26 protein-coding genes are annotated in these 24,332 nt (G+C 64.3%); 7 read left to right on the forward strand and 19 right to left on the reverse strand.

The window, feature by feature from the left end:
- Nucleotide 1: 1 nt before the first annotated feature.
- Nucleotides 2–643: a peroxiredoxin gene (locus Q0C17_RS11730; protein ID WP_291206307.1), complete on the reverse strand. Its 642-nt coding sequence runs from the start codon at nt 641–643 to the stop codon at nt 2–4.
- 95 nt (nt 644–738) lie between these two features.
- On the opposite strand from Q0C17_RS11730, the gene Q0C17_RS11735 reads away from it, so the two are divergent.
- Nucleotides 739–1,290 carry a histidine phosphatase family protein gene (locus Q0C17_RS11735; protein ID WP_291206310.1) on the forward strand — a complete coding sequence of 184 codons (552 nt, stop codon included), beginning with the start codon at nt 739–741 and terminating at the stop codon, nt 1,288–1,290.
- Between the two features lie 123 nt (nt 1,291–1,413).
- Here the strand turns inward: Q0C17_RS11735 and Q0C17_RS11740 are convergent, their stop codons facing one another.
- The 4 genes from Q0C17_RS11740 to Q0C17_RS11755 all read right to left on the reverse strand — a co-directional run bounded on the left by Q0C17_RS11740 (nt 1,414) and on the right by Q0C17_RS11755 (nt 3,961).
- Complete coding sequence (locus Q0C17_RS11740; RefSeq protein WP_291206313.1) at nt 1,414–1,734, reverse strand: UrcA family protein; 321 nt, start codon at nt 1,732–1,734, stop codon at nt 1,414–1,416.
- Between the two features lie 93 nt (nt 1,735–1,827).
- Nucleotides 1,828–2,013: a hypothetical protein gene (locus tag Q0C17_RS11745; RefSeq protein WP_291206316.1), complete on the reverse strand. Its 186-nt coding sequence runs from the start codon at nt 2,011–2,013 to the stop codon at nt 1,828–1,830.
- 222 nt (nt 2,014–2,235) lie between these two features.
- Entirely contained in the window at nt 2,236–2,394 is a 159-nt protein-coding gene (locus Q0C17_RS11750) for a DUF2256 domain-containing protein (RefSeq protein ID WP_291206319.1), read from the reverse strand.
- The gene (locus Q0C17_RS11755; protein ID WP_291206322.1) at nt 2,384–3,961 is read right to left on the reverse strand and encodes a deoxyribodipyrimidine photo-lyase; all 1,578 of its coding nucleotides are present in this window, start codon (nt 3,959–3,961) and stop codon (nt 2,384–2,386) included. Before Q0C17_RS11755 ends, Q0C17_RS11750 begins: the two co-directional genes overlap by 11 nt.
- A gap of 99 nt (nt 3,962–4,060) precedes the next feature.
- On the opposite strand from Q0C17_RS11755, the gene Q0C17_RS11760 reads away from it, so the two are divergent.
- The 3 genes from Q0C17_RS11760 (at nt 4,061) to Q0C17_RS11770 (ending at nt 7,577) form a co-directional block, all read left to right on the forward strand.
- The gene (locus tag Q0C17_RS11760) at nt 4,061–5,026 is read left to right on the forward strand and encodes an NAD(P)-binding protein (protein WP_291206325.1); all 966 of its coding nucleotides are present in this window, start codon (nt 4,061–4,063) and stop codon (nt 5,024–5,026) included.
- Between the two features lie 197 nt (nt 5,027–5,223).
- The gene (locus Q0C17_RS11765) at nt 5,224–6,438 is read left to right on the forward strand and encodes an acyl-CoA dehydrogenase family protein (RefSeq protein ID WP_291206326.1); all 1,215 of its coding nucleotides are present in this window, start codon (nt 5,224–5,226) and stop codon (nt 6,436–6,438) included.
- A 2-nt stretch (nt 6,439–6,440) separates the two neighbouring features.
- Entirely contained in the window at nt 6,441–7,577 is a 1,137-nt protein-coding gene (locus Q0C17_RS11770) for an acyl-CoA dehydrogenase family protein (RefSeq protein ID WP_291206329.1), read from the forward strand.
- A gap of 76 nt (nt 7,578–7,653) precedes the next feature.
- Here Q0C17_RS11770 and Q0C17_RS11775 read toward each other — a convergent pair whose 3' ends face one another.
- The 5 genes from Q0C17_RS11775 to Q0C17_RS11795 all read right to left on the reverse strand — a co-directional run bounded on the left by Q0C17_RS11775 (nt 7,654) and on the right by Q0C17_RS11795 (nt 10,275).
- Nucleotides 7,654–8,556, reverse strand: coding sequence for an SIMPL domain-containing protein (locus Q0C17_RS11775; RefSeq protein WP_291206330.1), 903 nt, complete (start codon nt 8,554–8,556; stop codon nt 7,654–7,656).
- Nucleotides 8,557–8,659: 103 nt separating this feature from the next.
- The gene (gene bfr, locus Q0C17_RS11780; protein ID WP_291206332.1) at nt 8,660–9,136 is read right to left on the reverse strand and encodes a bacterioferritin; all 477 of its coding nucleotides are present in this window, start codon (nt 9,134–9,136) and stop codon (nt 8,660–8,662) included.
- Between the two features lie 194 nt (nt 9,137–9,330).
- Nucleotides 9,331–9,540, reverse strand: coding sequence for a (2Fe-2S)-binding protein (locus tag Q0C17_RS11785; RefSeq protein ID WP_291206335.1), 210 nt, complete (start codon nt 9,538–9,540; stop codon nt 9,331–9,333).
- Nucleotides 9,541–9,594: 54 nt separating this feature from the next.
- Complete coding sequence (locus tag Q0C17_RS11790) at nt 9,595–9,822, reverse strand: helix-turn-helix transcriptional regulator (protein ID WP_291206337.1); 228 nt, start codon at nt 9,820–9,822, stop codon at nt 9,595–9,597.
- Nucleotides 9,823–9,825: 3 nt separating this feature from the next.
- Nucleotides 9,826–10,275 carry a hypothetical protein gene (locus Q0C17_RS11795; RefSeq protein WP_291206340.1) on the reverse strand — a complete coding sequence of 150 codons (450 nt, stop codon included), beginning with the start codon at nt 10,273–10,275 and terminating at the stop codon, nt 9,826–9,828.
- A 159-nt stretch (nt 10,276–10,434) separates the two neighbouring features.
- On the opposite strand from Q0C17_RS11795, the gene Q0C17_RS11800 reads away from it, so the two are divergent.
- A complete protein-coding gene (locus tag Q0C17_RS11800) occupies nt 10,435–12,024 on the forward strand; it encodes a lysine--tRNA ligase (protein ID WP_291206343.1) in 1,590 nt (529 codons plus the stop codon).
- A gap of 74 nt (nt 12,025–12,098) precedes the next feature.
- Complete coding sequence (locus Q0C17_RS11805) at nt 12,099–12,431, forward strand: hypothetical protein (protein WP_291206346.1); 333 nt, start codon at nt 12,099–12,101, stop codon at nt 12,429–12,431.
- 76 nt (nt 12,432–12,507) lie between these two features.
- Here Q0C17_RS11805 and Q0C17_RS11810 read toward each other — a convergent pair whose 3' ends face one another.
- Nucleotides 12,508–15,969, reverse strand: coding sequence for an indolepyruvate ferredoxin oxidoreductase family protein (locus Q0C17_RS11810; protein ID WP_291206349.1), 3,462 nt, complete (start codon nt 15,967–15,969; stop codon nt 12,508–12,510).
- Between the two features lie 128 nt (nt 15,970–16,097).
- Between Q0C17_RS11810 and Q0C17_RS11815 the strand changes: the two genes are divergently transcribed.
- Nucleotides 16,098–16,595, forward strand: a complete 498-nt coding sequence (locus Q0C17_RS11815; protein ID WP_291206352.1) for an Lrp/AsnC family transcriptional regulator — start codon at nt 16,098–16,100, stop codon at nt 16,593–16,595.
- Here Q0C17_RS11815 and Q0C17_RS11820 read toward each other — a convergent pair.
- From Q0C17_RS11820 to Q0C17_RS11855, 8 genes are all read right to left on the reverse strand, one after another.
- Nucleotides 16,585–17,487, reverse strand: coding sequence for a hypothetical protein (locus Q0C17_RS11820; RefSeq protein ID WP_291206355.1), 903 nt, complete (start codon nt 17,485–17,487; stop codon nt 16,585–16,587). The two genes, Q0C17_RS11815 and Q0C17_RS11820, sit on opposite strands and share 11 nt — an antisense overlap.
- An 80-nt stretch (nt 17,488–17,567) precedes the next feature.
- A complete protein-coding gene (locus tag Q0C17_RS11825; protein ID WP_291206358.1) occupies nt 17,568–18,653 on the reverse strand; it encodes a DUF2332 domain-containing protein in 1,086 nt (361 codons plus the stop codon).
- The gene (locus Q0C17_RS11830) at nt 18,650–19,270 is read right to left on the reverse strand and encodes a hypothetical protein (protein WP_291206361.1); all 621 of its coding nucleotides are present in this window, start codon (nt 19,268–19,270) and stop codon (nt 18,650–18,652) included. Before Q0C17_RS11830 ends, Q0C17_RS11825 begins: the two co-directional genes overlap by 4 nt.
- A gap of 86 nt (nt 19,271–19,356) precedes the next feature.
- Nucleotides 19,357–20,538 carry a thiolase family protein gene (locus tag Q0C17_RS11835; protein WP_291206364.1) on the reverse strand — a complete coding sequence of 394 codons (1,182 nt, stop codon included), beginning with the start codon at nt 20,536–20,538 and terminating at the stop codon, nt 19,357–19,359.
- An 87-nt stretch (nt 20,539–20,625) separates the two neighbouring features.
- On the reverse strand, nt 20,626–21,210 hold the full coding sequence (locus Q0C17_RS11840) for a glutathione peroxidase (RefSeq protein WP_291206367.1): 585 nt from the start codon (nt 21,208–21,210) through the stop codon (nt 20,626–20,628).
- Nucleotides 21,211–21,300: 90 nt separating this feature from the next.
- Complete coding sequence (locus Q0C17_RS11845; protein ID WP_291206370.1) at nt 21,301–21,543, reverse strand: dodecin family protein; 243 nt, start codon at nt 21,541–21,543, stop codon at nt 21,301–21,303.
- Between the two features lie 92 nt (nt 21,544–21,635).
- Nucleotides 21,636–21,962 (reverse strand): hypothetical protein, encoded by a 327-nt coding sequence (locus tag Q0C17_RS11850; RefSeq protein ID WP_291206373.1) that lies wholly within the window; start codon nt 21,960–21,962, stop codon nt 21,636–21,638.
- A 134-nt stretch (nt 21,963–22,096) separates the two neighbouring features.
- A complete protein-coding gene (locus Q0C17_RS11855; protein ID WP_291206378.1) occupies nt 22,097–24,316 on the reverse strand; it encodes a M13 family metallopeptidase in 2,220 nt (739 codons plus the stop codon).
- Nucleotides 24,317–24,332 lie beyond the last annotated feature (16 nt).

Below are 24,332 nucleotides of genomic sequence, written 5' to 3' on the forward strand. Positions count from 1 at the left end.
GTCAGACCCTGTCAGGTTGCGGCGTAAGGCGCAGGTAGGATTTCAGCGCCTTGTAGCCTTTCGGGAAGAGGCGCTTGATTTCCTCGGGGTCCTGCAGGGAAGGAACGATGATGACATCCTCGCCGTCCTGCCAATTAACGGGCGTGGCGACGCGGTAGCCGTCGGTGAGCTGCAGCGAGTCGAGCAGGCGAAGCACTTCGTCGAAATTGCGGCCCGTGCTCGGCGGGTAGACGATCGAGGCCCGGATCTTCTTGTTCGGATCGATGACGTAGACGGCCCGCACGGTCAGCTTCGGATCGGCGTTCGGGTGGATCATGTTGTAGAGGGTCGCAACCTTTCGGCCGGTATCGGCGATGATCGGGAAGTTTACGGCGGCGCCCTGTGTTTCGGCAATGTCTTCGCTCCAGGCGCGGTGGTGTTCCAGCGTATCGACGGAGACGACCAGGGCCTTGACGCCGCGCTTTTCGAACTCACCTTTCAGCTTTGCCGTGTAGCCGAGTTCGGTGGTGCAGACGGGGGTGAAATCCGCGGGGTGGGAGAAGAAGATGACCCAGTCCTTGCCGGCCCAGTCGTGGAACCGGATCCGGCCTTCGGTGGTCTCCGCTTCGAAGTCCGGAGCGGTGTCGCCGATCAAAAGGCTCATTCGCGGATCCTGTCTCTTGATTTATGGGGCGAAACTAGTGCCTAACGTGGCCCGAACAACCACAGCTGCCTGAAGCTGCCGATGAGAAATCCTCAATGCCGCCGGGGACGGGTGCGCCGATGAAACGCCTGATCCTGATGCGCCACGCCAAGACCGAGCCCTGGTCGGAGGGGATCGACGATTTCGGCCGCGCGCTGACGCCGCAAGGTCACCTGGATGCCGAGCGCATGGCGCAGGAACTGGTCAGCCTTGGCTGGAGCCCCGAACGCATCCTTGTGTCGAGCGCCCGGCGGGCACGGGAGACCTGTTCGGAGGTTGCCGCCGTGGTGACCGGCGAGAAGGTGCGCCCGATGGAGTCGCTCTACCTGACCGGCGTGCGCGGGCTGACCGAGGCGGTGGCGCACAATGACGCGGCGGAAACACTGATGGTGATCGGCCACAATCCGGGCCTTCACGACTTTGCTCTCGCCATCATGCGCGAGGGCGGCGCTGTGGACCATCAGGCCTCGCAGCGCCTCGGCGAGAAGTTCCCGACCAGCTGCGCGGCACTGTTCGAGGCCGATGAGGCAGGACCTTTCGTTCCGGCGCACTTCCGCCTGATCCGCGTGCTGCGAGCCAAGGACTTCCGCGACGGCGACGCGGACTGATCGCATCTCCCTCAAAAAAAAACCGCCTCCGTCCTGGCGGGGACGAAGGCGGGAGTAACGCCTGTCGCGGCTTGGCGCGTGTGAGAGGGCTTTGTGCCGCGACAATGCGGGTCGCGTTAAGGATTAGCCTTTGGCGGCCTTGTGGGCGGCGGTCAGGTTGGCGTTGTCGATGTCGCGGACCGCTGCGGCCAGGGTCCGCTCGGTGCAGGCCGAGACCTGAATTTCGCGGCCGAAGCTGAGCCGGCTGCCAGTGACGGAATGCTCGGCAGAGCAGCGCTCGGCAACCTGGTCACGGATCTTCGCGTATTCGGCCGAGGCGCCTTCAGCGGTGGCGAGATTGGCGCGGGAGAATTTGACATCCATCTTGAAGTCGCCGGTGGCGGCAAAGGCGGGTGCGGCGAGGGTGGAGACGGCGAGGGCGGCGGCGAGGAGGGTGCGTTTCATCTGGGCGTTTCCTTGTGGTTGATTTTGACTGTTCCTGGGGGAGAGGGGGAAGCACCGCCGGCTCAGGGGCGGTCCGGCGGTGCCTCCAGTCCGCTAGGCGCGAAGCGCGAAGCGGTTTTGACGGCGGCGGCGGCGGGCCAGGATATCAATCCGTTCGGCCGCGACCGTGTCATTTGCTGCCTTGATCCGGAGGGGAGTCGTTCCGGCGGGGCGGGCAAGCGCCGCGACAGGCTCGAGAACTTCGCTGCCGATGTCGCTGAAACGGGCGCGGGGGGACATGATCAATACTCCTTGTTGCTGGTTTTTCTGGTTCGTTTTGTCCTTGGCGGGCTCATCCCGCTGCCGACACCCTGAAGATAGGTCAGGACTTATCGTTTTTCAATATTAAATTATCGAAAAAAAATAATTATCAATGAAATCAAGGACATAAATTCATCGAATAACGATATACGCGCCCCTTTCAGGGCAGCATCAATCCTTATCGACGGTCAATATGGGTGGTTAGCGGGACGCGCGGCAGCGGTCCGAGCAGAATCGTACCTCGTCCCAGACGCGTTCCCATTTCTTGCGCCAGGAGAACGGCCGGCCACAGGCGGCGCAGGTCTTCACCGGCAGGTCCCGCTTGGCCACGGCTTTGCCGGCGCCGGCCTTACGAGGCATGCGTCAGGTCGAGGCTGAGCTGGGCGGTCGGGGCGGCCTTGCGCTCGGTCCGGCGGGTCGCCGCGCGGCGGCGCTGGCTGGTGGGGGCGAGACCGGCGCGCCGGCTGCCATGCCGGGACTGGATGTCGTCTGCCGCATGGGCGTGGCCGGGCGAGCGGCGCACCGCGGCGATACGGGTGCGGGCCTGGTCGGCAGCGGCCATGTGATCCACCATGCGCATGGGATAGGTCTGGCCCAATACGATGCCGGCGGCCGAAAGGATTTCGGGCGCAGCCTCCCACGGCGCGTGGAGGAAGACGCCAGGCAGCTGCGCAAGTTCGGGCACCCAGCGCCGGATGAAGACGCCGTCTGGGTCCTGGTCGCGGGACTGTTTGACCGGATTGTAGATGCGCGGCGTGTTGGTGCCGGTGGTCGCCGACTGCATCTGGGCCTGCGCGTAGTGGATCCCGGGCTCGAAATCCGTGAAGCGCGCAGCGAGCCGTTCGGCGGGGACCTTCCAGTCCAGCCAAAGGTGATGCGCAGCAAAGCCCATCGCCATGGCCCGCATGCGGAAATTGAGCCAGCCGGTCGCCTTCAGCGAGCGCATGCAGGCATCCAGGAAAGGAAACCCGGTGCGCCCCTCTAGCCAGGCTTCAAGGCGCGGATCGTTCGCCTCGGGGCGCGGGCGCAGGCCATCATAGGCGGGATGCAGGTTGCGGCTTTCGAGTGAGGTCTGGTCTTCCAGCTTCTGGATGAAGTGGCAGTGCCAATGAAGGCGGGAGATGAAGCTGTCGATCGAGGCGGCGAAAAGTTCGTCGCGTTGGCCCGCATGCAGGTCGCGGGCGCGGCGGGCGGCCTGCCAGGCTTCGCGCAGTGAGATAGTGCCGAAAGCAAGATGCGGCGAGAGGCGCGAGCAGGCCTCGGTGCCGGTGAGCGGGCTCGACATGTCGGCGCGGTAGGTGCGCCCGCGCTCTTCCAGAAAGGAGCGCAGGCATTCGACCCCGGCGGTGCGCCCGCCCGGCTGGCGGGCCGGGCAGTCGTCTGCGCCGAGGCCGAAATCTTCGGCGATGGGCCAGTGGGAGGCGGGCAGGGCCGGCGCACGGATCGCGTCCGGCGCCTTCGCACGCGGCTCGGCCATGCGCTGCTCCCAGCGGGCGGCCCAGCCATCGCGCGACTTGAGGCCGCGCACGACGCCGTGCTGCGCCTGCTCGCGCACGGACACACCGGCATTGCGCGCCCAGCGGCGGACCTGGCGGTCGCGGTCGAAGGTCCATTGCAGGCCGGTTTCTTCATGCGCGTGAATCGCCTCGAGACCATACTCGCGGTGCAGGGCGGAGAAGACATCGACTGCATGGCCGGTGCGCACGACAAGGCGGCTGCCGCGCGCCTCAAGCGCGGCGTCCAGCTCGCGCAGGGAGTCGATCACGAAATCAAACTGGCGGCGGGAATGCTCCGGCTGGGCCCAGTAGCCCGGCTCGAAAATGTAGAGCGGCACAACCGGCGCGCCGCTGGCCACCGCAGCCAGCAGCGCGGTGTGATCATGGACCCGGAGGTCCCGTTTGAACCAGACGACATGAACACCAGACATGGAACAAACATAGAACAAAGCCGGTGGGTGATCAAGGGGCCGGTCGCTGGACCTTCGGACGGGCCGGGCTAAGTGGCGAAACAGGAACAGGAGGCGCCCATGGCGATCGCAGTTATTGGCGCCGGCATGGCGGGGCTCGCGGCAGCAGCGGCGCTGACCCGCGGCGGAGAGGACGTCCGGCTGTTCGACAAGGGGCGCGGCCCCGGCGGTCGGATGGCGACGCGCAGGGTAAAGCTGGGCGAGACCGAGATCGCGTTCGATCACGGCGCGCAATACTTCACGGCGCGGTCACCCGAGTTCCGGGACGTGGTGGACAGCTGGATGCGAGCAGGCGCGGCGGCCGAGTGGGGTGAGGGGCGGTATGTCGGTACGCCGGCAATGAACAGCGTGATCCGGGCGATGGCCGCGCCGCTGGAGGTGACCTGGGGCGCGCAGGTGGGCGCCATTGAGGGGGCGCCGGGAGCCTGGAGGCTGCGGATGGAAGATGGTTCGTCTACGGAGGAGTTCGCGCAGGTGATCGTGGCAGTGCCGGCGGAGCAGGCGGCGGTGTTGCTGGCGATGGTGGCGCCAGAGCTGGCCATTCAGGCGGGCAGCGTCCGGTCGGCGCCGTGCTGGGCGGTGATGCTGGGCTATGCGCAGGCGACGGGAATGACGATTCATGCCCTGGAGCCGGAGGCCGGCCCGATTGGCTGGGTCGCGCGCAATTCCTCAAAGGCGGGTCGCGCCGGTGCGGAGACTTGGGTGCTGCATGCGCGCGCGGGCTGGTCGGCTGAACATCTCGAGGATGCGCCGGAGGTAGTGGCCGCGGCCTTGACGGCGGCGTTCCACGACCTGACAGGCGCTGGCGAGCCGGACCTCGCGCTGGCGCATCGCTGGCGCTATGCGCGAGTGACCGAGGCGCTGGACGAGCCATTCCAGTTCGATGCCGCGCTCGGCCTTGCGACCTGCGGCGACTGGCACCTCGGCGCGCGCGTGGAAGCCGCCTGGATGAGCGGGCACTTGCTTGCCGAAGAATTGTTGCGTCAAAGAAATGACGTCAGCCCCATGTTTGTGGATAACCTGTGAAGAGGTTGCGGGGATGTCGGCAGGGCATCCGAAGGGGCAGGCGTTACCTGGTCTGCCGACCTGTCCGCGCCTCGGGGCGAAGAGGCTCCACACAACCTGGGCACCGGGACTTTCTGACGCCGCGTGACCGCTTGGCGGATGCGGGCGCCCGGCTTAGTGTGCCCCTTTGAAGACAGATAATCCGAGGGAGTAAGCCGATGGCCTATGACGATGCCGAGCAACTCGAGGCCTTCCGCCTCGACACCCGCAAATGGCTGGAAGCCAATTGCCCGCCCTCGATGCGTACGCCGATGCCGGATGACGAGGTTGTGTGGGGCGGACGCAACGCGACCTTCAAGAACCCGGAGTCGAAACTCTGGCTCGACCGGATGGGGGAGAAGGGCTGGACCTCGCCGGAATGGCCGAAGGAATATGGCGGCGGCGGCCTTAGCCGCGCTGAGGCGCGCGTGCTGGAGCAGGAGCTGCGCCGCATCAAGGCGCGCCCGCCGCTGTTCTCGTTCGGCCTGTGGATGTTCGGCCCGGCGCTGCTGGAATTTGGCAACCACGAACAGAAGCTGCGCTTCATCCCGGACATCCTGAAGGGCAAGATCCGCTGGTGCCAGGGATATTCCGAGCCGGGCGCGGGCTCTGACCTCGCCGGTCTGCAGACACGCTGCGAGGACAAGGGCGACCACTACCTGATCAACGGCCAGAAGGTGTGGACTTCCTATGCCGACAAGGCAGACTGGATCTTCTGCCTCGTGCGCACAGACACCTCGACCAAGCATGAGGGCATCAGCTTTATCCTGTTCGACATGAAATCGCCGGGCGTGGAAGCGCGCCCCATCCAGCTGATCTCCGGCGAGAGCCCGTTCTGCGAGACCTTCTTCACCGATGTAAAAGTGCCCAAGGACCAGCTGGTCGGCCGCGTGAACGGCGGTTGGGACATTGCGAAACGCCTGCTGCAATTCGAGCGCTCGTCGATTTCGGCTGGCGGCTTCGGCGGCACCGGCGGCTCGGGCATTCTCGGGCCGGAAGACTATGCCAAGCAGCATATCGGCACCGATGAAGCCGGCCGTATCCTGGACGGCGACCTGCGCGGCCGCATCACCGATCACCGGATGTATGCCAAGGCCTTCGCGCTGACCGTCCAGCGCCAGACCGAGCAGGCGAAAGCCGGTCAGGCGGTCGGCCACACTGCGTCGATCCTGAAGTACGGCGCCGCAAAGATGAACCAGGACCGGCACGAGCTGCTGATTGAGGCGCTCGGCACCGAGGGCCTCGGCTGGGAAGGCGAGGGCTTTGACAAGAATGCCAAGAAGGTCACGCGTCAGTGGCTTCGCTCAAAAGGCAACTCGATCGAGGGCGGCACCTCCGAGATCAATCTCAATGTCATTGCCAAGCGTGTGCTCGGCCTGAAGGAGCATCAGTAGTCATGTCGTTCGTTCTCACTGAAGACCAGGAAATGCTGCGCGAGACAGCGATGGCGTTCGCGCGCGATGAGCTGCCCGTAGCGCATCTGCGCGCCTTACGCGACAAGGGCGCCAACGGGAATGACCCGGCGACGCGCAAGAAGCTGGCAGAGCTCGGCTTCTTCGGCGTCATCGTTCCGGACGAACCGGGCGGCGAGACGTTCGGCCTGGTCGGCCTCGGCCAGATCCTCGAGGCACAGGGCCGCACGCTGGCAGCAACGCCGCTGGTGCAGACGGCGCTGATCGCGGCGTCCGCGCTGCAACTTGGCGGAACGCCCGCGCAGAAAGCCGAATGGCTGCCGAAGATTGCGGCCGGCGAGGTGACGTTTGCGCTGGCGCTCGACGAGTCGGCGCACTTCTCGCCCTACAGCATCGCCACTGAAGCCGAGCGCGACGGGCAGGGCTTCACGCTGAACGGCCTGAAGAAATATGTGCCGGACGGTCATTATGCGGACGTTTTCATCGTTGCCGCGCGCACCTTCGGTGAAGCGGGCGACCGGCACGGCATCAGCCTGTTCCTCGTGCCGAAAGGCGCGAAGGGCGTGACGGTCACGCCGCTGAAGACGGTTGACAGCCACGGCGCGGCACATGTCAGCTTTGACGGCGTGCATGTTCCACAAACGGCGCTGGTAGGCCCGGCCGATGAAGGCGCAGATATCCTTGATCCACTGCTCGACCGCGCGGCGATCGGCATGGCCGCCGAAATGCTGGGCTCGGCCCAGGCGGCATTCGACATGACGCTGGACTACCTCAACAACCGCAAACAGTTCGGTCAGCTGATCGGGTCGTTCCAGTCGCTGCAGCACCGCGCCGCGAAGATGTTCGTGGAACTCGAAATGACACGTTCGTGCGTCGCAGCAGCGCTCGGCGCGGTCGATGGCGGCAAGGCAGATGTGGCGGAACTCGCAAGCCTCGCGAAGGCGAAGGCGGGCGAGCTTGTGCACCTTGTCTCGAACGAGTGCGTACAGATGCATGGCGGCATCGGCATGACTGACGCGGCCGAGCCGGGCTTCTACATGAAACGGGCCCGCGTGCAGGAAGCGCTCTACGGCTCGGCCAGCTGGCACCGTGATCGCTACGCACGGCTGAACGGGTTCTGATCCGCAGGCAGATGAAATGAAAACGCCGGAGGATGTCCTCCGGCGTTTTTTTTGTTTCTCGATTTACCCGGCGGACCTACCGCTCGATCTGGTAGATCATGCAGACGCTGGCTGAAACTGGCTGGGACCTGTCATCCGAAGGCAGGTTCAGCGCGTCGATGTCGGCCTGTGTGATGGTCACCTGACGCCCGTCGATCATGCCGGATGCCAGGGGTGGCGGCGGCGGAGGAGGGGGCGGGGGTGGGGGCGCCATAGCATAAGACTTGTCGTAGTAGTCATAGTCGCTGCCTGCCATCGACGACCAGTTGCCAAGGCACGGCCCGGAGCCTTCCTGTACCACCATCAGCTTGCCGAGCTTCCCGCCACTGGCCGATGCGGTGGCCTTGGCACGATCGGCGCCGTCTTTCACGGCGGCTTCATAAGCCTGGCGGTTCAGCTCCGTCGTGCGTTCCAGATAGGTCGACAGGCCCGAGGAGTTTTCCGGGCCGAGCGCGAGCGCGCCGGCTCGGGCGGTACCGGCCTTGGAGACATCTTCCACCGTGACAGTCAGTGTGACGCGGGCTTCATAGGCACGGATCTTGTCGGAACGCTCGTTGTCGATCCGGTTCCCATCCTTGTCCTTGTACTGCTCATACAGCGCCGTGACGTTCACGGACGATTGGACGATCGAGCCCTTGCCGGCGGCTTTCTTGATCGTGTCATAGGCGAGGCGTCCGCGCTCGACGGCGAGCTGCATGGCCTTTTTCGAATCCTTGTCGGTTTCGAGATAGGTGACGGTGAACGAGGCGCGGTTCGGGGCAACCTGCATGTCGGCGCGGCCGAGCACTTCGATCACGGGAACACGGGTCCAGTAAGGCGTCGTGAAAGCCTGGTCCTGGAAGTCCGGCGCGGCCTGTGCGAGGGCCGGCAGGAAAGCGGCTGCCGTGCAGGCTGCCAGAAGGCCGCCCGTGAAGCGGGAGAGTCGGGTGCGATATGTCATGTGTTTCCCCACAAAGACCTGTTTGTTGGCTGCCGCGATTTGCGCGGCAACGCCCTGACTATCCACGTCTTGATGTGTCGGCACAATGGCCGCCGAGAGGCTCTTACGAGTTCGCTTCCGACTGGAGCAGGGTGTAACGCTCGATGCCGATCCGCTCGATCAGCGCAAACTGCTTCTCGAGGAAGTCGACATGCTCCTCCTCGTTATGGAGGATCTTGCCGAACAGGTCGCGGCTCACATAGTCGCGCACCTTCTCGCAATGCTCCATCGCGTCGCGCAGGACGGGAATCGCTATGTTCTCGAGCTTTAGGTCGCATTCCAGGATTTCCTGAACGCTCTCGCCGATGTGCAGCTTGCCGAGATCCTGAAGGTTCGGCAGGCCGCCGAGAAAGAGGACGCGCTCGATCAGCCAGTCGGCATGATGCATCTCCTCGATCGATTCATCGTGCTCCTTCTTGGAGAGCTTGGAGACGCCCCATTCGCGCAGCATCCGCGAATGCAGGAAGTACTGGTTGATGGCCGTCAGCTCGTTCTTGAGGGTGAGGTTGAGAAATTCGATGACTTTCTTGTCGCCTTGCATGAGCGGCTCCTGCGGTCTGGGAGGGTTACGGGGATTTACCTAGCCTTATAGGCGAACCGCGCCTGTGACAACAAAAAATCCAATAAAATCAATTGCATATGATAGTGAGACACACTTGCAATCAGCCGTACGCTCCGTTCCGCGCGTTGGGACGAAGCGTTTGAAATGTAAGGAGTTTGAAGATGGCGGGCCGATTACTCGGCGGCGAGGATCTGCAGTTCGGGAACGCAGCGGTCCATATGATCGGAGATCATTTCGCCGATCGTGGTGGTGCATTTTCCGCAATTGATCTTGCAGCCATGATGGGCCTGGACCGCTTTCGGGCTGCGCGCACCCGATTCCACGGCTTCGCGGACGGAGCGGCAGTTGATTCGGTTGCACACGCAAATGATCATGAGAACCATTTGCAGCACTTGCGAATGAGTGTCAATCGAAGAGTTGGGTTAATGGCGGGGACTTCAACCGAGCGGCGGCGCCTGCCAGCCAAACACGGATTCCACGTCCGTTTCGAACACTCGGGCGATCCGGAAGGCGCTTTCGAGGGAGGGGGAATACTTGCCGAGTTCGATGGCGATCACGGTCTGGCGCGTTACGCCGATGGCCTCGGCGAGGGCGGACTGGCTCATGCCGCCAGCGGATTCGCGCAGCTCGCGGATACGATTGGTGATCGGCGGGGGCTTGCCCATTGCTCAGACATCCCGGCGATAGAGCATGATCTGGAACACGTATTCTGCGATCTGGCCAAGCATCAGGCTCAGGAAGACGAGGTGGAACAGCATGTGGCCATCACCGTGGACGCCGTAATGCCAGAGCGAACCGAACGCCGCGGCGGCAATCACGTAGCCGGACCAGTTGCCGGCCTTATCGGCAATGATCTTCTCGCGCTCGTCAGCCGGCGCATCGGCCTCGCGCGGGGATGTGCCGGCGAGTACCGACATGACGGCGACCGAGGCGATCACGATGACGACGACGTAGGCGATAACGAAACCGATGAACGGCGGTGACGTTCGGCCCAGCGCCTGCGAGGCGCTGATCACCAGGTTGAGATAGAAGGCGGCGCCTCCGGTCAGGATGGCGGCCATTGCCCAGGCGGTCTTCTCGCGGAAGGGCGTGTTGCGCAGGGCGGTGAGCAGGGACATCGAAGACTCCGGGGTGTCGAAAATATTGTACACAGGCATGTAGTCGGAGATTTCCGGTATGTCAAATATATCTTACATGGCAGGCCTGCTTCGCTTGACGCCCCCGGGCCCCGCCTCTACGTCCGCCGCTCAACCCTGTTGCACCCGGCAGAACCTCCGATGACCGATCTTTCCACGCTTGCCCAAACCGCCAAGGCCTGGCCTTTCGAACTGGCCCGCGCGCTGGAAAAGCGCGTGGCGGAGCAGGTGAAGGCCGGCGAGCGCAAGGCGGATGCGCCAGTGATCTTCGAGACAGGCTATGGTCCGTCGGGCCTGCCGCATATCGGCACGTTCGGCGAGGTCGTGCGCACGACAATGGTGCGTCACGCATTCGAGGTGCTGACCGGTGGCAAGTATGCCACGCGCCTCATCTGCGTGTCGGACGACATGGACGGAATGCGGAAGGTCCCGGACACGGTGCCGAACCCGAAATCGCTGGATCAATACCTCCAGATGCCGCTGACCGTGGTGCCCGATCCGTTCGGCACGCACGCCTCCTACGGCGCACACATGAATGCGCGGCTCTGCGCCTTCCTCGACCAGTTTGGTTTCAAGTACGAATTTCTTTCGGCGACCGACTGCTACAAGTCCGGCCGGTTTGACGCGATGCTGCGGCGTGCGGCCGAGAAGTATGACGCGATCATGGGCGTGATGTTGCCGACGCTGGGCCCGGAGCGGCAGGCGACCTATTCGCCTTTCCTGCCCATCAGCCCCAGCACGGGGCGCGTGCTCTACGTGCCGATGAAGCATGTGGACGCTGCCAGAGGCGAAGTGACGTTCACGGATGAAGATGGCACCGACGTGACGCTGCCGGTCACGGGCGGCGCGGTGAAGATGCAGTGGAAGCCGGATTTCGGCATGCGCTGGGCTGCACTTGGTGTGGACTTCGAAATGTTCGGCAAGGACCACCAGGCCAACGCCCCCGTCTATTCCAAGATCGCCCGCATCCTTGGCCACCGCCCGCCCGAACAGTATGTCTACGAACTGTTCCTGGACGAGAAGGGCGAAAAGATATCCAAGACCAAGGGCAACGGCATTTCGGTTGAGCAATGGCTGGCCTATGCCCCGGACGAGAGCCTGGCGCTCTACCAGTTCCAGAAGCCGCGCGTCGCCAAGAAACTGCATTTCGACGTCATCCCGAAGGCAGTCGACGAATACCTGACCTTCCTCGACAAGTATCCGCAGGAAGAGGCCGCCGCGCAGCTGGAGAATCCTGTCTGGCACATCCATTCCGGCCATCCGCCGCAATGGTCGAGCCCGGTTTCGTTCGCGCTGCTGATGAACCTTGTCGCCGTGGCGAATCCGACGGACGTCTCGCAGCTCTGGTCCTACATCACACGCTATGCGCCAGACACCTCGCCAGAGACGCATCCGCTGCTGAACGACCTCGCCGGCTACGCCATGCGCTATTACCGCGACTTCATCCTGCCCGCGAAAACCTTCCGTACTCCGACGGATCAGGAACGCGCGGCGATGGCCGAGCTTGCCGAACGCCTGCGCACCTTCCCGGATGAGCCAACCGGGGAAAACCTGCAGACGATGACGTTCGAAGTCGGCAAGACGCACGGTTTCGAAAACCTGCGTGACTGGTTCAAGGCGCTCTATGAAGTCCTCCTCGGCCAGGAACAAGGCCCGCGCTTCGGCAGCTTTGCAGCGCTCTATGGCGCGGGCGAAACCGCCAAGCTCATCGACGAGGCGCTCGCGCGCTAGGCTTTCCGGCTGAAATGTAAGGTGCGCCCGCGCCTATCCCGCCTTAGCCTGCGCGGCGCTGCCGGAGCTTTACCATGCGTCTCGCCACACTTTTTCTTGTTATCGCCGCGCTGCCGCTCGCTGGCTGTCTTGCGACCAAGATCGTGACGGCTCCTGTCAGCCTCGCCGGAGGTGTTCTGGAAGGGGCGGGCAAGGGCGCATTCTACGTCGGCGCAACTGCCGTGCGTGTGACGGGCGATGCGCTGGGCGGGCCGGACGAGATGGTCCGCATCACGGTCACTTACAGGAACGGCAAGGCAACGCGCACGAGAGACCGCGTCGTAAAAGTCAGGGATGTGGAGCGCGAGATCGGGGACATGAGCAAGGATGGCGAGCTGCTCGGCGTCGTGGTCTCCCCGGCAGACTAGGTCGCGAGCCGGCAGGTAAAAAAGCCCCGGCAAGCTTGCGCTTGCCGGGGCAGGACGCTGGGAGAGGATTTCAACTCTACTTCGCGGCCGCAATCAGTGAGACTTTCGCCTTTGGCAGCCGCCCTTCAGGCCAACCGGCCCAGAGTTCGGTTTCGTAAGCCTTTGCTTTCGCGGCGGCGGCTTCCTTCACGTGGCCGAAGCCGCGGATTTCGTCTGGCACGCGGGCGATCTCGACGGCGAGGGCATGGTTGCCGGCCGTCAGTTCGCGCGTGATGCGGCGCAGGTTTTCAAGATAGGTATCGCGCAAGGCCCGCTCCATCTTGCGCTCTTCGGTATAGCCGAAGAGGTCCAGCCTCGTGCCGCGCAGGCCTTTCAGCTTGGCGAGTACTTTGAAGCCGGTCATCATCCAGGCACCGAAATGCTTCTTCTCGAGATGGCCGTGCGAATCTTTCTTCGCGATGATCGGCGGAGCCAGCCAGAAGCGCAGCTTACCGCCCTTGAACTGGCTGGCCAGCTGTTCGGCAAACTTTCCGTCCGTATAGAGACGGGCGACTTCATACTCATCCTTGTAGGCCATCAGCTTGTAGGCATAAGTCGCTGCAGCGCGGGAGAGGCTTTCGCCCAGCCCGGCTTTTGTCTCGGCAGCGCGCACTTCGGCGACGACGGCGCGGTACTGGTCCGCGTAAGCCGCGTTCTGGTAGGCGGTGAGGCGCCCGGCGCGGTCCTCGATCAGCGCGTCGAGGGATTTTTCCTCGACCTGACCGCGCGGGTCGTTCCGGGCGACGAGGCGCTCCGGCGCAGCGGCAGCGAGGCGTCCGATATTGAACGCCGCCATGTTGTCTTCGACTTTCGTGCCGTTGAGGCGGATCGCACGGTAAAGTCCGCGCAGCGACACCGGCACCTTGCCCATCTGCCAGGCATAGCCCGCCATGATCATGTTCGTGTAGATCGCCTCGTGCAGGTAACCCACGGCAAGCGCCTCGGCGTCGAACGCGCCGAACTCGGCGGCCTGGCGCTTGACGCGGGACGACAGAAGCTCGCTCTCGAAACGTTTCGACCGGTTGCGGATGAATTCCGATGTCGGCGTTACGTCCGAGTTTGCAAAGGCAGCGGTGCGCCCGGCATCCATCAGGTTGAGGGCGTCGCCGCCCGCGGCCACGACAAGGTCGCAGGCGATCACGCAGTCGGCGCTGGCCGGCGGCACGCGGCCGGTCGAGATCATCTCCGGCTCGCGCGCAAAGCGGATGTGGGAGAGCACTGGGCCGCCCTTCTGGGCAAGGCCGGTCATGTCGAGCGAGGAGGCAGCATTGCCGTCCACGTGCGCTGCCATCGCGAGCACCGCGGCAACCGTGGTCACGCCCGTGCCACCGACACCCGTGAACAGGATGTTCCAGGGCTGGGCCAGGCTCGGCGTCTCGGGCAGCGGCAGACCGTCGGCGTCGAACGTCTGACGCGGCTGGGCTTCCCAAGCAGCTTCCCCGTCCTGAATGGTTACAAAGCTCGGGCAGAAGCCCTTGAGGCAGGAGAGGTCGGTATTGCAGGTCGACTGGTTGATGCGGCGCTTGCGGCCCAGTTCGGTCTCGATCGGCTCGACCGACAAGCAGTTCGATTTCACCGAACAGTCGCCGCAGCCTTCGCAGACTTCGGTATTGATGATGGTACGTACACGGTCGGGCTGGATCATGCCGCGCTTCGACCGGCGTCGCTTTTCGGTGGCGCACATCTGGTCGTAGATGATGACCGAGACGCCCGGCGTCTCGCGCAGTTTGATCTGCACGTCTTCCAGGTCGTCGCGGTGATGGATCGTCACGCTGCGTGGCAGGTCGCGCACACCGGCATATCGGGTCGGGTCTTCCGTCACGATACGGATGGTCTTGACGCCTTCCGCCTCGACCTGCTGGGCGATCATGGCCGGGGTCTGGCCCGACTCCACATGCTGTCCGCCGGTCATCGCGACCGCGTCATTGTAAAGGATCTTGTAGGTCATGTTCGCGCCGGAGGTCACCGCCGCGCGAATGGCGAGGCTGCCCGAGTGCGAATAGGTGCCGTCGCCAAGGTTGACGAACACATGGTTCTCGTCGGTTGCCCAATGCTGACCAACCCAGCCGATGCCTTCGCCCCCCATCTGGCTCGTCATGTCGGTTTTGCGGTCCGGCATGAAGTTCGCCATGTAGTGGCAGCCGATACCGGCAAGCGCGCGGCTGCCGTCCGGCACCACGGTCGAGGTATTGTGCGGGCAGCCCGAGCAGAAGTGCGGCGAACGCACGGTGGGCGAGGCGTTGGTGCGGGCCGCTTCTGAAGCGCGCCCGACACGGTCGAAGTAAGCGGCGGCGCGCGAGGTGTCCCAGCCGCTCGGCAGGGCGTGCATGAGCGCGTTCGCGATTTCCGGAATGGTCAGCGAGGCGATGTCCGACAGCAGGGGTGCGCCGTTCGCATCCTTCTTGCCTTCGATGACCGGGCGGCGGGTGTCGGGCAGATCATACAGGGCCGCCTTCAGCTGCGCTTCGATCAGCGGACGCTTGTGCTCGATGACGATAACGCGCTCGAGGCCTGCGCAGAATTCGCGGATGCCCTGCGGCTCCAGCGGCCAGGGCATGGCCACCTTGTAGATCGTCAGACCGAGGGCGCCGGCTTCCTGCGGGCTCAGGCCGAGCGCGGCGAGCGCCTCGAACACGTCGCGCGCGGCCTGGCCGGTCACGATCAGGCCAAGGCGCGGGCGCGGCGAAGGCAGGATCACATGGTCCAGCCGGTTGGCGCGGACATAGGCCTGCGCCGCCGGCAGCTTGACCTGGCGCAGGCGCGCTTCCTTGTTCAGCGGCACATCGCCCCGCCGCATGTGCACCCCGCCTTCCGGCAGCACGAAATCGGGACGCTGAATGGCGAAACGGGCGAGATCGACACTCACCACCGCGCCGGAATCCATCGTGTCGGCCAGCGCGACGAGGCCCGTCCAGGCGCCCGAGAAGCGACTCATCTCCCAGCCGTGAATGCCATAGTCCAGCACATCCTGGATCGAGGCCGGGTTGAGCGTCGGGATCTCTGCGTCCTGCATCGCGTACTCTGACTGCGAGGGCAGGGTGGAGGATTTGCAGTTATGGTCGTCGCCGATGACGGCGAGCACGCCGCCCAGCGCCGAGGTGCCGGCGGCGTTGGCATGCTTGAACACGTCGCCCGTCCGGTCGACGCCCGGTGCCTTACCGTACCAGATGCCGAACAAACCATCGAACTTCGCGCCTGGAAACAGGCCAAGCTGCTGCGAGCCCCAGACGGCGGTCGCGCCAAGGTCTTCGTTCAGGCCTTCCCAGAACTTGATGTCATGTGCGTCGAGGCGCTTCTGCACCGCGCGCAATTGCTGATCATATCCTCCGAGCGGCGAGCCGCGGTAGCCGGAGATGAACCCGCCGGTGTTGTGCCCGGCCGCCCTGTCCATCCGCTTGCGATCCAGCGGCAGGCGCACCAGCGCCTGAATGCCCGTCATGTAAGCCTTGCCCTCGACAAGATCGTATTTGTCGTCCAGCGTAACTTCACGATGTTTCATGAACGTCGTATCCCCGATTCTTGTCCCGGCAGATTATTGGCTGAATCGCGCGAAATTACTTGCCTAACTTGCGCAAGTTTTGCTATTTCAAGCAATAAATTTCCATAAAGAATTGGATCGCCGGAAAATTGTCCCAAGAATTAGATAGCGTCGATGCCCGTATACTGGACCTGATCCAGCGCGATGCAAGCCTGTCCGTAGCCGAGATTGCCGAGCGTGTGGGTCTGTCCTCCTCGCCCTGCTGGCGCCGTATCAAGCGCATGGAAGAGGCCGGCTTTATCCTCGGCCGTGTCACGCTGATCAACAACCATGCGCTGGGGCTGGACTTTGAAGTGATCGCCAGCGTGAAGCTGTCGCTGCCGAGCCGCGAAAACCTCGAGGCCTTCGAATCGATGGTGCAGGCCTGGCCGGAAGTGGTCGAGTGCATGACTGTCACCGGCGCGGTGGACTACATGATCCATATCGTCACCACCGACATGCACGCCTATGACAATTTCCTGCGCGACAAGCTGCTGGGCTCGAAACTGGTGTCGGATGTGCAGTCGCGCATCGTCATCCGCGTTGCCAAGCGCACGACAGCGCTGCCGCTCGGCCTCGTGCGTCAGACGACCAAGATCAGCGACTGATCCTGAGGTCGAAGGCCGAGTAGTCTGACACCTTCACGCCCGGCAGCACGCCGGCGCCGGCGTCTTCCTGCGCCGCAATGCCGCTCTGAAGTGCCTGGCCAATGTCCGTCTCCGGATCGTCTGACTTGACGAGCACCATCGCGATGGGCCGCTGCGGCGCGGACACATCCGGGCAGATCGTCCTGCCGGCCGGGCAGACCACATCCGCGCGGCTATAGCCGAGATCCAGCACGCTGGTGGGCAGGACGCCCGCCTCACACGGCAGGTTGGAAGCAATAGCGGCGCGCAGCGCATGGCCGCGCGTATGCGAGAGGAAGGTGTTCTGCTCCGAGGTGCCTTCGACCGAGGCGGCGCCGACCGCGATCACATTGGTCAGCTCGCAGATCCCGGCGCCGAGGTTCAGCTTGTCGAAGGCGGTCTCTACCGGCTGGCTCAGGCCGGCGGCGAACACCGCGTCGGCGCGCGCATAGGTCCAGGTCTCGTCACCGACCAGCACATAGGCGGTAAACTCGGCGCTGCGCCCGGCCGCGTCGGTGCCGGTGAAGCGCGCCGTTTCGCGCCAGCGCACATCGGAAAACAGCGGCGGCGGCTCGGCAGCGGGCTCGGCGACCGGATCCGGCTCTGCAGCCGCAGTCTCAACCGGTTCAGCCGGCACCTCCGGCAGAGGCTCGGGTTCGGCGACAGTCGGTGGCGGACCGGCCGGCGCCAGCGGCGCAGCGGGCAGGGACGAGACCGCCAGAGCCGGCTCTTGCCCGAGTTCGCCCGGCTGCAGGCGCAGCGACCACCAGGTCGCCCAGACGCCCAGCAGGAACAGCAGAAGCAACAGCAGGACCGCCCACCAGAGGCTAGGCCGTTTCTTTTCCGGCGGCGGCAAGTCGTAATAGTTTGTCATTCGCCCGGTCCCCTCGCAGCTCTTGCATCATACCCCGATTTTCGCCGAAGGCGATCAGGACTCCAACGCTTCAGACAGGATCAGGTTGCAGCCGCCCGCGTGACGTGCCCGTCGGAACACAGGAGACGGCTTTCCGCGCCGCCGGGCCATACCCTCAGATAGGTGATGAAATCGTTGGGATTGATCCCCACCTGGTCTGGACCCTGGAAAAAGGCGCCGGGCTCGAAACAGAGCCAGGCGAGGGGGCGCTGCGGCGTTGCGGCGCCGCCGGCAGCCACCGTCATCTCCAGGAGCGCACGGCGAACCTCCGCAGGCGGATATTGCAGGAAGACCGAATGGTAGATGACCGTCAGCCCGGTATCTGGGCGCGCGGCGAGCTTTGCAGCAAGCCATTCGGCGGCGTCTGCGGTATCGACCGTCACGCCCGTCTCCCGCGCCAGCGCGATGGCCGCATCGAGGCGTGTGAGCCGCTCGGCCTGGTCCGGCCAGACATAGGATTTCAGCCGCAGCGCCTGCGCCGGATCACGGATATCAATCGGGCTCTGGTCGCACGCCGCCCGTGACGCGATGCGCACCTCGGCGTCCAGGTGCTCTGGCGGCGGACCATTCCAGTCCGTCTCGATCCGGACGCCGCTGCTGCCCGCGCGCGACCAGCTTCCGGTCTGATAGCTGAACCGGTCCCAGTTCTGGTTGAGCCCGGCGCTCGCGCCGAGTTCGAGAAGATGCATTGGTCCCGGATGCAGGCCAGCCAGTTGCAGGAAGCCAGGCAAGAGCGCGATGGACCGGCGTACTTCATTGGTCTGCGGGGGCGAGACGAGGAAGGCGTGCGCTGCGGCGCAGTTGGCGGCCAGCCAGTCACGGGCGATGGGCCAGACGCGTTCCATCGTCCAGCTGGCAGCGCGTCCGGGATAGGCGCCCGCAAGCTCTGCGGCCGCGCCCGTCAGAACGCTGTGGTGCAGGAAACCCGCGACCCGCAGCGACAGTGCGTCGCGCCGCGGATTGCCGGGCCAGCCCCGCACCAGGTCGGCGACTGGGCCTTCTTCCTCTATGTCACGCGCCATCATCTCGCACAGCGCCGCCATGAAGGGCGAGCCGAGCGTCCGGCAGAACATGCCCTGTTCGCGGAAATGCGCCGTGATTTCGGCCGGGGAAGGCGCTTGGCTCATGCGTATACGGACGGATGCAGCATCGGCCGGTAGCCCTCCGAAAGCGCTTCGCAGGTCACCTGCGGAGTGAGCCTCAGTCCGTCGGCATGGAGCGGCCGGGGGCCATGATAACCGGCAAACGACCAGCGACGCGCCTCTGCGCCCTGCTTCAGCCAGGCCGCGCCTTCTGCCGCATACATTGCGCCGTCCGGCAGCGTCCGGGGTTCAACCGCGCTTCGCGCCTTGCCGCCGCCGAGGATGGTCTGGACTTCGCCGGCCACCTGCGCATCGAGGGCGCCGACCGTCTCGCCCGCCTCAAGAAATCCGCGCCGCACCAACCCGCCGCGAAAAGCGACCGCGTCTGCGCGCCGGCATTCGAAACACGGCCGGTGCCCGCCTGCCAGCGCAGTGGCTTCGTCGAGAAAGAAGAGTTCGGTATAGAGCCCGGGCTGCATCAGCTTGCGCCGCCTCTCCTTGAAGATCAGCACACAGATGATCCATCGCTGGCTGCTCCAGTGCCGGGATTTCAGGGTCTGGTCGTCCCGGTGGAAACAGCCACCACGATTACCCATGAACAGGCCGCGCTCGGGGACGGCGTGAATTGTGCCAAAGGGATCAACACGGTTCTGGAGCGGCATGGGATATCCCCCGAATGAAAAGGCCCGGGCGATGCGAGGCTGCATCGTCCGGGCCCGGTTTCAACCCATCGGGCGACGCTGAAGTGTCAGGTCCGCTCGATCGCCATGGCAATGCCTTCGCCGCCGCCGATGCAGAGCGAGGCCATGCCCTTCTTGGCGCCTCGATCTTCCATCGCTGCGATCAGCGTGATCAGCACGCGTGCGCCCGACGCGCCGATCGGGTGGCCCATAGCGCAGGCGCCGCCGTTCACGTTGACGCGGTCATGGCTGATGCCGAGTTCCTTCATTGCGATCATCGGAACGACCGCAAAGGCTTCGTTGACCTCCCAGAGGTCGACATCCTCGATTTTCCAGCCGGCTTTCGCGAGCGTCTTCTTCATCGCAGGCACCGGCGCCGTGGTGAAGTATTCCGGCTCGTGGGCGTGGCTGGAGGAGGCGACAATCTTCGCCAGCGGCTTGAGGCCGCGCTTCTTGGCTTCGGACTCGCGCATCAGCACGAGCGCCGCTGCGCCGTCGGAGATCGCCGAGGCGTTGGCGGCGGTCACGGTGCCGTCCTTCGAGAAGGCCGGCTTCAGCGTCGGGATCTTTTCGGGCATCGCTTCGCGCGGCAGCTGGTCGGTATCGATGACCGTGTCGCCCTTCTTGCCCTTCACGGTGATCGGCGTGATCTCGCGCTTGAACTTGCCGTTCTTCGTCGCGTTCTGGGCGCGCGTCAGCGTCTCCAGCGCATAGGCGTCCTGCTGCTCGCGGGTGAACTGGTACTCGCCGGCGATCTTGTCGGCGAACACGCCCATCGGGCCTTTAGCATAGGCGTCGGTCAGGCCGTCGAGGGCCATGTGGTCTTCAGCGCCCATGGTGCCGTACTTGTGACCCTTGCGAACGTTCAGAAGGTGCGGGGCATTGGTCATCGATTCCATGCCGCCGACGATCACGATGTCGGCGTCGCCTGCGAGGATGGCGTTGCGGCCCATCACGGCCGCCTGCATGCCCGAGCCGCACATCTTGTTGATGGTGGTCGCTTCAAGGCCCTTGTCTTCGCCGGCCTTGATGCCGGCCTGGCGGGCGGGGGCCTGGCCCTGGCCAGCGGGCAGGCAGTTGCCCATGATGACTTCGTTGGCTTCGCCCGGCTTCAGCTTCGCTTCAGCGACGGCGGCCTTGATGGCCAGCGCGCCAAGCTCGTTGGCGGAAAAACCGGCGAGGTCGCCGAGCAGGCCGCCCATCGGCGTGCGGGCCATACCAACGATGACAACGGGATCTTTATCGGACATGGAGGCATTCCTTCCTGAAGTTTCTGAGCGGGTGCAATAATCAGACTTAGGCGCCGCCAGCGCCCGTTCGTCAAGGCCGGGCAGGGTTCAGCCTTTGAGCGCCGCATCGATATCCGCCATCAGCGCCGCGTCGTCGGGCTTCACCTTGGAAGAGTAGGCCTTGATCGGCGTTCCATCGCCCTTGATCAGCACCTTGTGGAAGTTCCAGCCGGGCTCGGCGTCCGGGCCCAGCTTTCCGATCGCGGCGGCGTAGAACGGGTGCGCTTCCTTGCCCTTCACATGGTACTTTTTTGTGAGAGGGAAGGTCACGCCATAATTGATCTCGCAGAAGGTTTTCACCTCCTCCTCGGTGCCGGGCTCCTGACCCATGAAGTCGTTCGACGGGATGCCGACGATCACGAGGCCCGCGTCCTTCCTGTTCTCGTAGAGCGCCTGAAGGCCCTTGTACTGCGGCGTGAACCCGCACTTGGAGGCCGTGTTGACCACCAGGATCGCTTTCGCGCCGAGAGCGGTGAGGTCCAGCGGCGTGCCGTTGATCGAGGTGAACTGGGTGGCGGGCATGGCAGGGCTTTCCTTGTTGGCGGCGGGGGCAGGGGTTTGGCTGACAGCCGGCGCGCCGCAGGCGGCGGCAAACAGGGCAGCGGGGACAAAGACGGCAAGGCGACGGCGCATGCGTGGGCTCCACACGGACGGTGTCCCCGGTGGATATAGGGTGCTGGGGCGGGCCGCCATCCCCTTGCGATCAACCCTGCTTGCGGCGCGCTACTTCTTTTTCTTCTTGCCGTTTTCCGGTTTGTCCGGCGCCGCATCGACCTCGAAGGTCATCTGCATGTTGACCCGGTACGTGTCGATCTTGCCGTCCCGGATCGTCGTCGACATCGAGTTGACGTGGCACGAAGCAAGCCCGCGCACGGTTTTCGAGAAACGGCTCACGGCAAGCTGGATCGCGTCCTCGAACGACTTCGACGATTCGGCCATGATTTCTTCGGATTTCATGATGGACATACGGCTTTCCTTCCCTGCGGTTTACGCTGGGTCAGAGTGCGCCGATGGTGAATTTTCGCAAGCCGGATCGCCCCAGAAGGGAACACTGCAGGCTAGCTGCGCAGGCGCAGGCCGGCTTCGGTATTCTTCTGCCACACGACTTCCGCGTCGCCTTCAAGGCCGACCGAGCGGGCATTCACCGTCACCGTCGCTGGCAGACGTTCGTTGGTGGGAAAGCGGATGCGCAGGCCCGTATCGGTGAAGTCCATCACCACGCCCTTGCGGCGATAGCCCGATTCATAGGTCACGTAGGCTTCGCGGTAAACCTGGACGCGCACCGGGCGGGCGCTGTCCGGAGTGGCGGCTGCGACCTGATCTACGCGCGCGGGTTCGACCGGCGCGGTCTTTCTGGAGCCAAAAAGGCGGGGCAACAGAGACATGGTATTCAGACTTCCGGCGAAGGGGTTGGGACAGTTCGCCTGGGAAGATGCATAATCCGCGCCAGTTAAGGCCAGGTTGTGGTCACCGGCAGCATTTGCCCGCCGGTGACCACGAAGAGGAGCGCCGTTAACCTTTACCAGATCCGGATGCGCTCTTCCGGCGGCAGGTAAAGCGCATGTTCCGGCCCAATATCGAACGCCGCGTACCATTCATCAAAATTGCGGACGACGCCATTGATCCGGAATTCCGGCGGCGAGTGCGGGCCCTGCTGCAGCTGGCGGCGAAGGGCTTCCTCGCGGTATTTCGACCGCCAGACCTGCGCCCATCCCATGAAGAAGCGCTGGTCGCCCGAAAGTCCGTCGATGACCGGAGCTTCTTCGCTGGCGCTGATCGTGCCGTCGCCATCCGTATCGAGGCTGAGCTTGTAGGCCTTGTAGGCCATCGAAAGTCCGCCGAGGTCACCGATATTCTCACCCAGGGCCAGACGGCCGTTGATGCAGGTCTGACCGTCATCCAGCGGGCAGAAGCCATTGTACTGGCCGACCAGCGCGTCGGTCTTCTCCCGGAAGTTTTCGCTGTCTTCCGGTGTCCACCAGTTGCGCAGCTCGCCCAGCCCGTCCGATTTCGAACCCTGGTCGTCAAAACCGTGGCCCATTTCGTGACCGATCACACCGCCGATGGCGCCATAGTTCACCGCCGGGTCGGCCGACAGGTTGAAGAAAGGCGGCTGCAGGATAGCCGCCGGGAATACGATCTCGTTCCGGTTTGGTGAGTAATAGGCGTTCACCGTCTGGGGCAGCATGCCCCATTCGGTCTTGTCGATCGGCTCGCCGAGCTTGGAGATCATGTCCTTGTAGGCCCAGTCGCCGGCCGCATTCATGTTGGCGAATGCATCCGCGCCAACCGCCAGCGTGTCATACGTCTCGAACTTTTCAGTATAGCCGATCTTCGGCGTGAACTTCGCCAGCTTGTCACGGGCTTCGACTTTCGTCGCCTCGCCCATCCAGGTCAGCTCGTCGAGGTTCGACGCCATCGCGGTGCGCAGGTTCGCGACCAGCTTGTCCATCTCGGCCTTGTTCTCGGCCGGGAAATAGCGCGCGGCATACACCTTGCCGACACCTTCGCCGATGGCGTCTTCAACGGCGGTCACGCCGCGGCGCCAACGGGGGCGCTGCTCGGCTGCCCCGGTCAGCGCCTTGCCGTAGAAGTCGAACACAGCGTCGTCGATGCGCTTCGGGAGCACGTCAGCATGGGTGCGCAGATAGTTCGCCGCGAGCCAGGCCTGCCAGCTTTCAACCGGCGCACTGGCCATCAGCTTGAAGATGCCTTCCACACCGCCGCCTGACAGCTTGGCCGCATCTTCCGCAGACAGACCATTCTCCGCGATCTCTTCCGGCGTCGGTGTCACCTGGCGCACGACGAAGGCCTTCTGGTCGCCCACGCCTGTCTTGTCCAGCATCAGCGCTGTCGGGAAGGCGCCGCCGAGTTTGACCAGTTCGTCCTTAGACAGCTTGTTGTAGGTCAGGTTGCGGTTGCGGCCGAGCGCGCGGTCCCAGTGGGCTTTTGCGATATCGGTTTCCAGAGCCAAAACGCTTGACGCTGCGGCCGCCGGATCGGTGTAGCCTGCTTCTGTCAGCAGCACCGTCAGCATCTTCACATAGGCTGCGCGCAGTTCGACATTCTTCTCGCTGTCGACGAGGTAATAGTCGCGGTCGCCCATGCCGAGCCCGGCCTGATTCACGTAGAAGATGTGCTGATCAGGCTGCTTGGAATCGACATCGACAAAGCCGCCGATAGGGGAGGAGACCCCGTTCTCGGAAAACAGGGTCGCAAGGTCCTCGCGCGTTGCGGCGGCCTTTATGCGTGCCAGCATCGGCTCGGCCGGCGCCAGGCCGGCAGCTTCGATCGCGTCGGTGTTCATGTAGGCATTGTAGTAGGCGGCAACCTTGCCCTCGATCGTGCTGGCGGCAGGCTGCGCTGCGGCCAGCTCCTCGATGATCTTGCGCACGCGCTGCTCGGACTTCTCGCCGAGCAGGTCGAACGAGCCATAGCGGGTGCGGTCAGCCGGAATCTCGAAGGTCGAGATCCAGGCGCCGTTGACATAGGCGTTGAAATCGTCGCCGGGGTGAACGGACGTGTTCCGGGTAGCAAGATTGACGCCCCAGTCACCCCAGACATCCTGCGCGGAAAGCTCCAGGCCTTCTTCCGTCAGGAACTTGCCCGGCGCGGCAACTTTCTCCGGCGCTGGGGCCGGCGCCAGAGTTTCGGCGGTCGAGGGCGGCGGCGCTTGCTTGTGGTGGGCACAGGCGGTGATGAGCGCGAGCGATGCTGCGCCAAGCAGAAGTTTCTTCATGGATAGGCTCCCTGCG

It is taken from the genome of Hyphomonas sp., assembly GCF_022844445.1.
Taxonomy (GTDB): Bacteria; Pseudomonadota; Alphaproteobacteria; order Caulobacterales; family Hyphomonadaceae; genus Hyphomonas.

Excerpts from the sequence above, each read along its gene's own strand:
- bfr (WP_291206332.1), bottom strand. The coding sequence starts at position 9,136 with ATGCAAGGCGACAAGAAAGTCATCGAATTTCTCAACCTCACCCTCAAG.
- Q0C17_RS11770 (WP_291206329.1), top strand. The coding sequence starts at position 6,441 with ATGTCGTTCGTTCTCACTGAAGACCAGGAAATGCTGCGCGAGACAGCG.
- Q0C17_RS11755 (WP_291206322.1), bottom strand. The coding sequence starts at position 3,961 with ATGTCTGGTGTTCATGTCGTCTGGTTCAAACGGGACCTCCGGGTCCAT.
- Q0C17_RS11820 (WP_291206355.1), bottom strand. The coding sequence starts at position 17,487 with ATGACAAACTATTACGACTTGCCGCCGCCGGAAAAGAAACGGCCTAGC.
- Q0C17_RS11855 (WP_291206378.1), bottom strand. The coding sequence starts at position 24,316 with ATGAAGAAACTTCTGCTTGGCGCAGCATCGCTCGCGCTCATCACCGCC.
- Q0C17_RS11790 (WP_291206337.1), bottom strand. The coding sequence starts at position 9,822 with ATGGGCAAGCCCCCGCCGATCACCAATCGTATCCGCGAGCTGCGCGAA.
- Q0C17_RS11765 (WP_291206326.1), top strand. The coding sequence starts at position 5,224 with ATGGCCTATGACGATGCCGAGCAACTCGAGGCCTTCCGCCTCGACACC.
- Q0C17_RS11735 (WP_291206310.1), top strand. The coding sequence starts at position 739 with ATGCCGCCGGGGACGGGTGCGCCGATGAAACGCCTGATCCTGATGCGC.
- Q0C17_RS11805 (WP_291206346.1), top strand. The coding sequence starts at position 12,099 with ATGCGTCTCGCCACACTTTTTCTTGTTATCGCCGCGCTGCCGCTCGCT.
- Q0C17_RS11730 (WP_291206307.1), bottom strand. The coding sequence starts at position 643 with ATGAGCCTTTTGATCGGCGACACCGCTCCGGACTTCGAAGCGGAGACC.
- Q0C17_RS11745 (WP_291206316.1), bottom strand. The coding sequence starts at position 2,013 with ATGTCCCCCCGCGCCCGTTTCAGCGACATCGGCAGCGAAGTTCTCGAG.
- Q0C17_RS11810 (WP_291206349.1), bottom strand. The coding sequence starts at position 15,969 with ATGAAACATCGTGAAGTTACGCTGGACGACAAATACGATCTTGTCGAG.
- Q0C17_RS11800 (WP_291206343.1), top strand. The coding sequence starts at position 10,435 with ATGACCGATCTTTCCACGCTTGCCCAAACCGCCAAGGCCTGGCCTTTC.
- Q0C17_RS11825 (WP_291206358.1), bottom strand. The coding sequence starts at position 18,653 with ATGAGCCAAGCGCCTTCCCCGGCCGAAATCACGGCGCATTTCCGCGAA.
- Q0C17_RS11775 (WP_291206330.1), bottom strand. The coding sequence starts at position 8,556 with ATGACATATCGCACCCGACTCTCCCGCTTCACGGGCGGCCTTCTGGCA.
- Q0C17_RS11835 (WP_291206364.1), bottom strand. The coding sequence starts at position 20,538 with ATGTCCGATAAAGATCCCGTTGTCATCGTTGGTATGGCCCGCACGCCG.
- Q0C17_RS11795 (WP_291206340.1), bottom strand. The coding sequence starts at position 10,275 with ATGTCCCTGCTCACCGCCCTGCGCAACACGCCCTTCCGCGAGAAGACC.
- Q0C17_RS11740 (WP_291206313.1), bottom strand. The coding sequence starts at position 1,734 with ATGAAACGCACCCTCCTCGCCGCCGCCCTCGCCGTCTCCACCCTCGCC.
- Q0C17_RS11830 (WP_291206361.1), bottom strand. The coding sequence starts at position 19,270 with ATGCCGCTCCAGAACCGTGTTGATCCCTTTGGCACAATTCACGCCGTC.
- Q0C17_RS11845 (WP_291206370.1), bottom strand. The coding sequence starts at position 21,543 with ATGTCCATCATGAAATCCGAAGAAATCATGGCCGAATCGTCGAAGTCG.
- Q0C17_RS11850 (WP_291206373.1), bottom strand. The coding sequence starts at position 21,962 with ATGTCTCTGTTGCCCCGCCTTTTTGGCTCCAGAAAGACCGCGCCGGTC.
- Q0C17_RS11760 (WP_291206325.1), top strand. The coding sequence starts at position 4,061 with ATGGCGATCGCAGTTATTGGCGCCGGCATGGCGGGGCTCGCGGCAGCA.
- Q0C17_RS11840 (WP_291206367.1), bottom strand. The coding sequence starts at position 21,210 with ATGCGCCGTCGCCTTGCCGTCTTTGTCCCCGCTGCCCTGTTTGCCGCC.
- Q0C17_RS11750 (WP_291206319.1), bottom strand. The coding sequence starts at position 2,394 with ATGCCTCGTAAGGCCGGCGCCGGCAAAGCCGTGGCCAAGCGGGACCTG.
- Q0C17_RS11785 (WP_291206335.1), bottom strand. The coding sequence starts at position 9,540 with ATGGTTCTCATGATCATTTGCGTGTGCAACCGAATCAACTGCCGCTCC.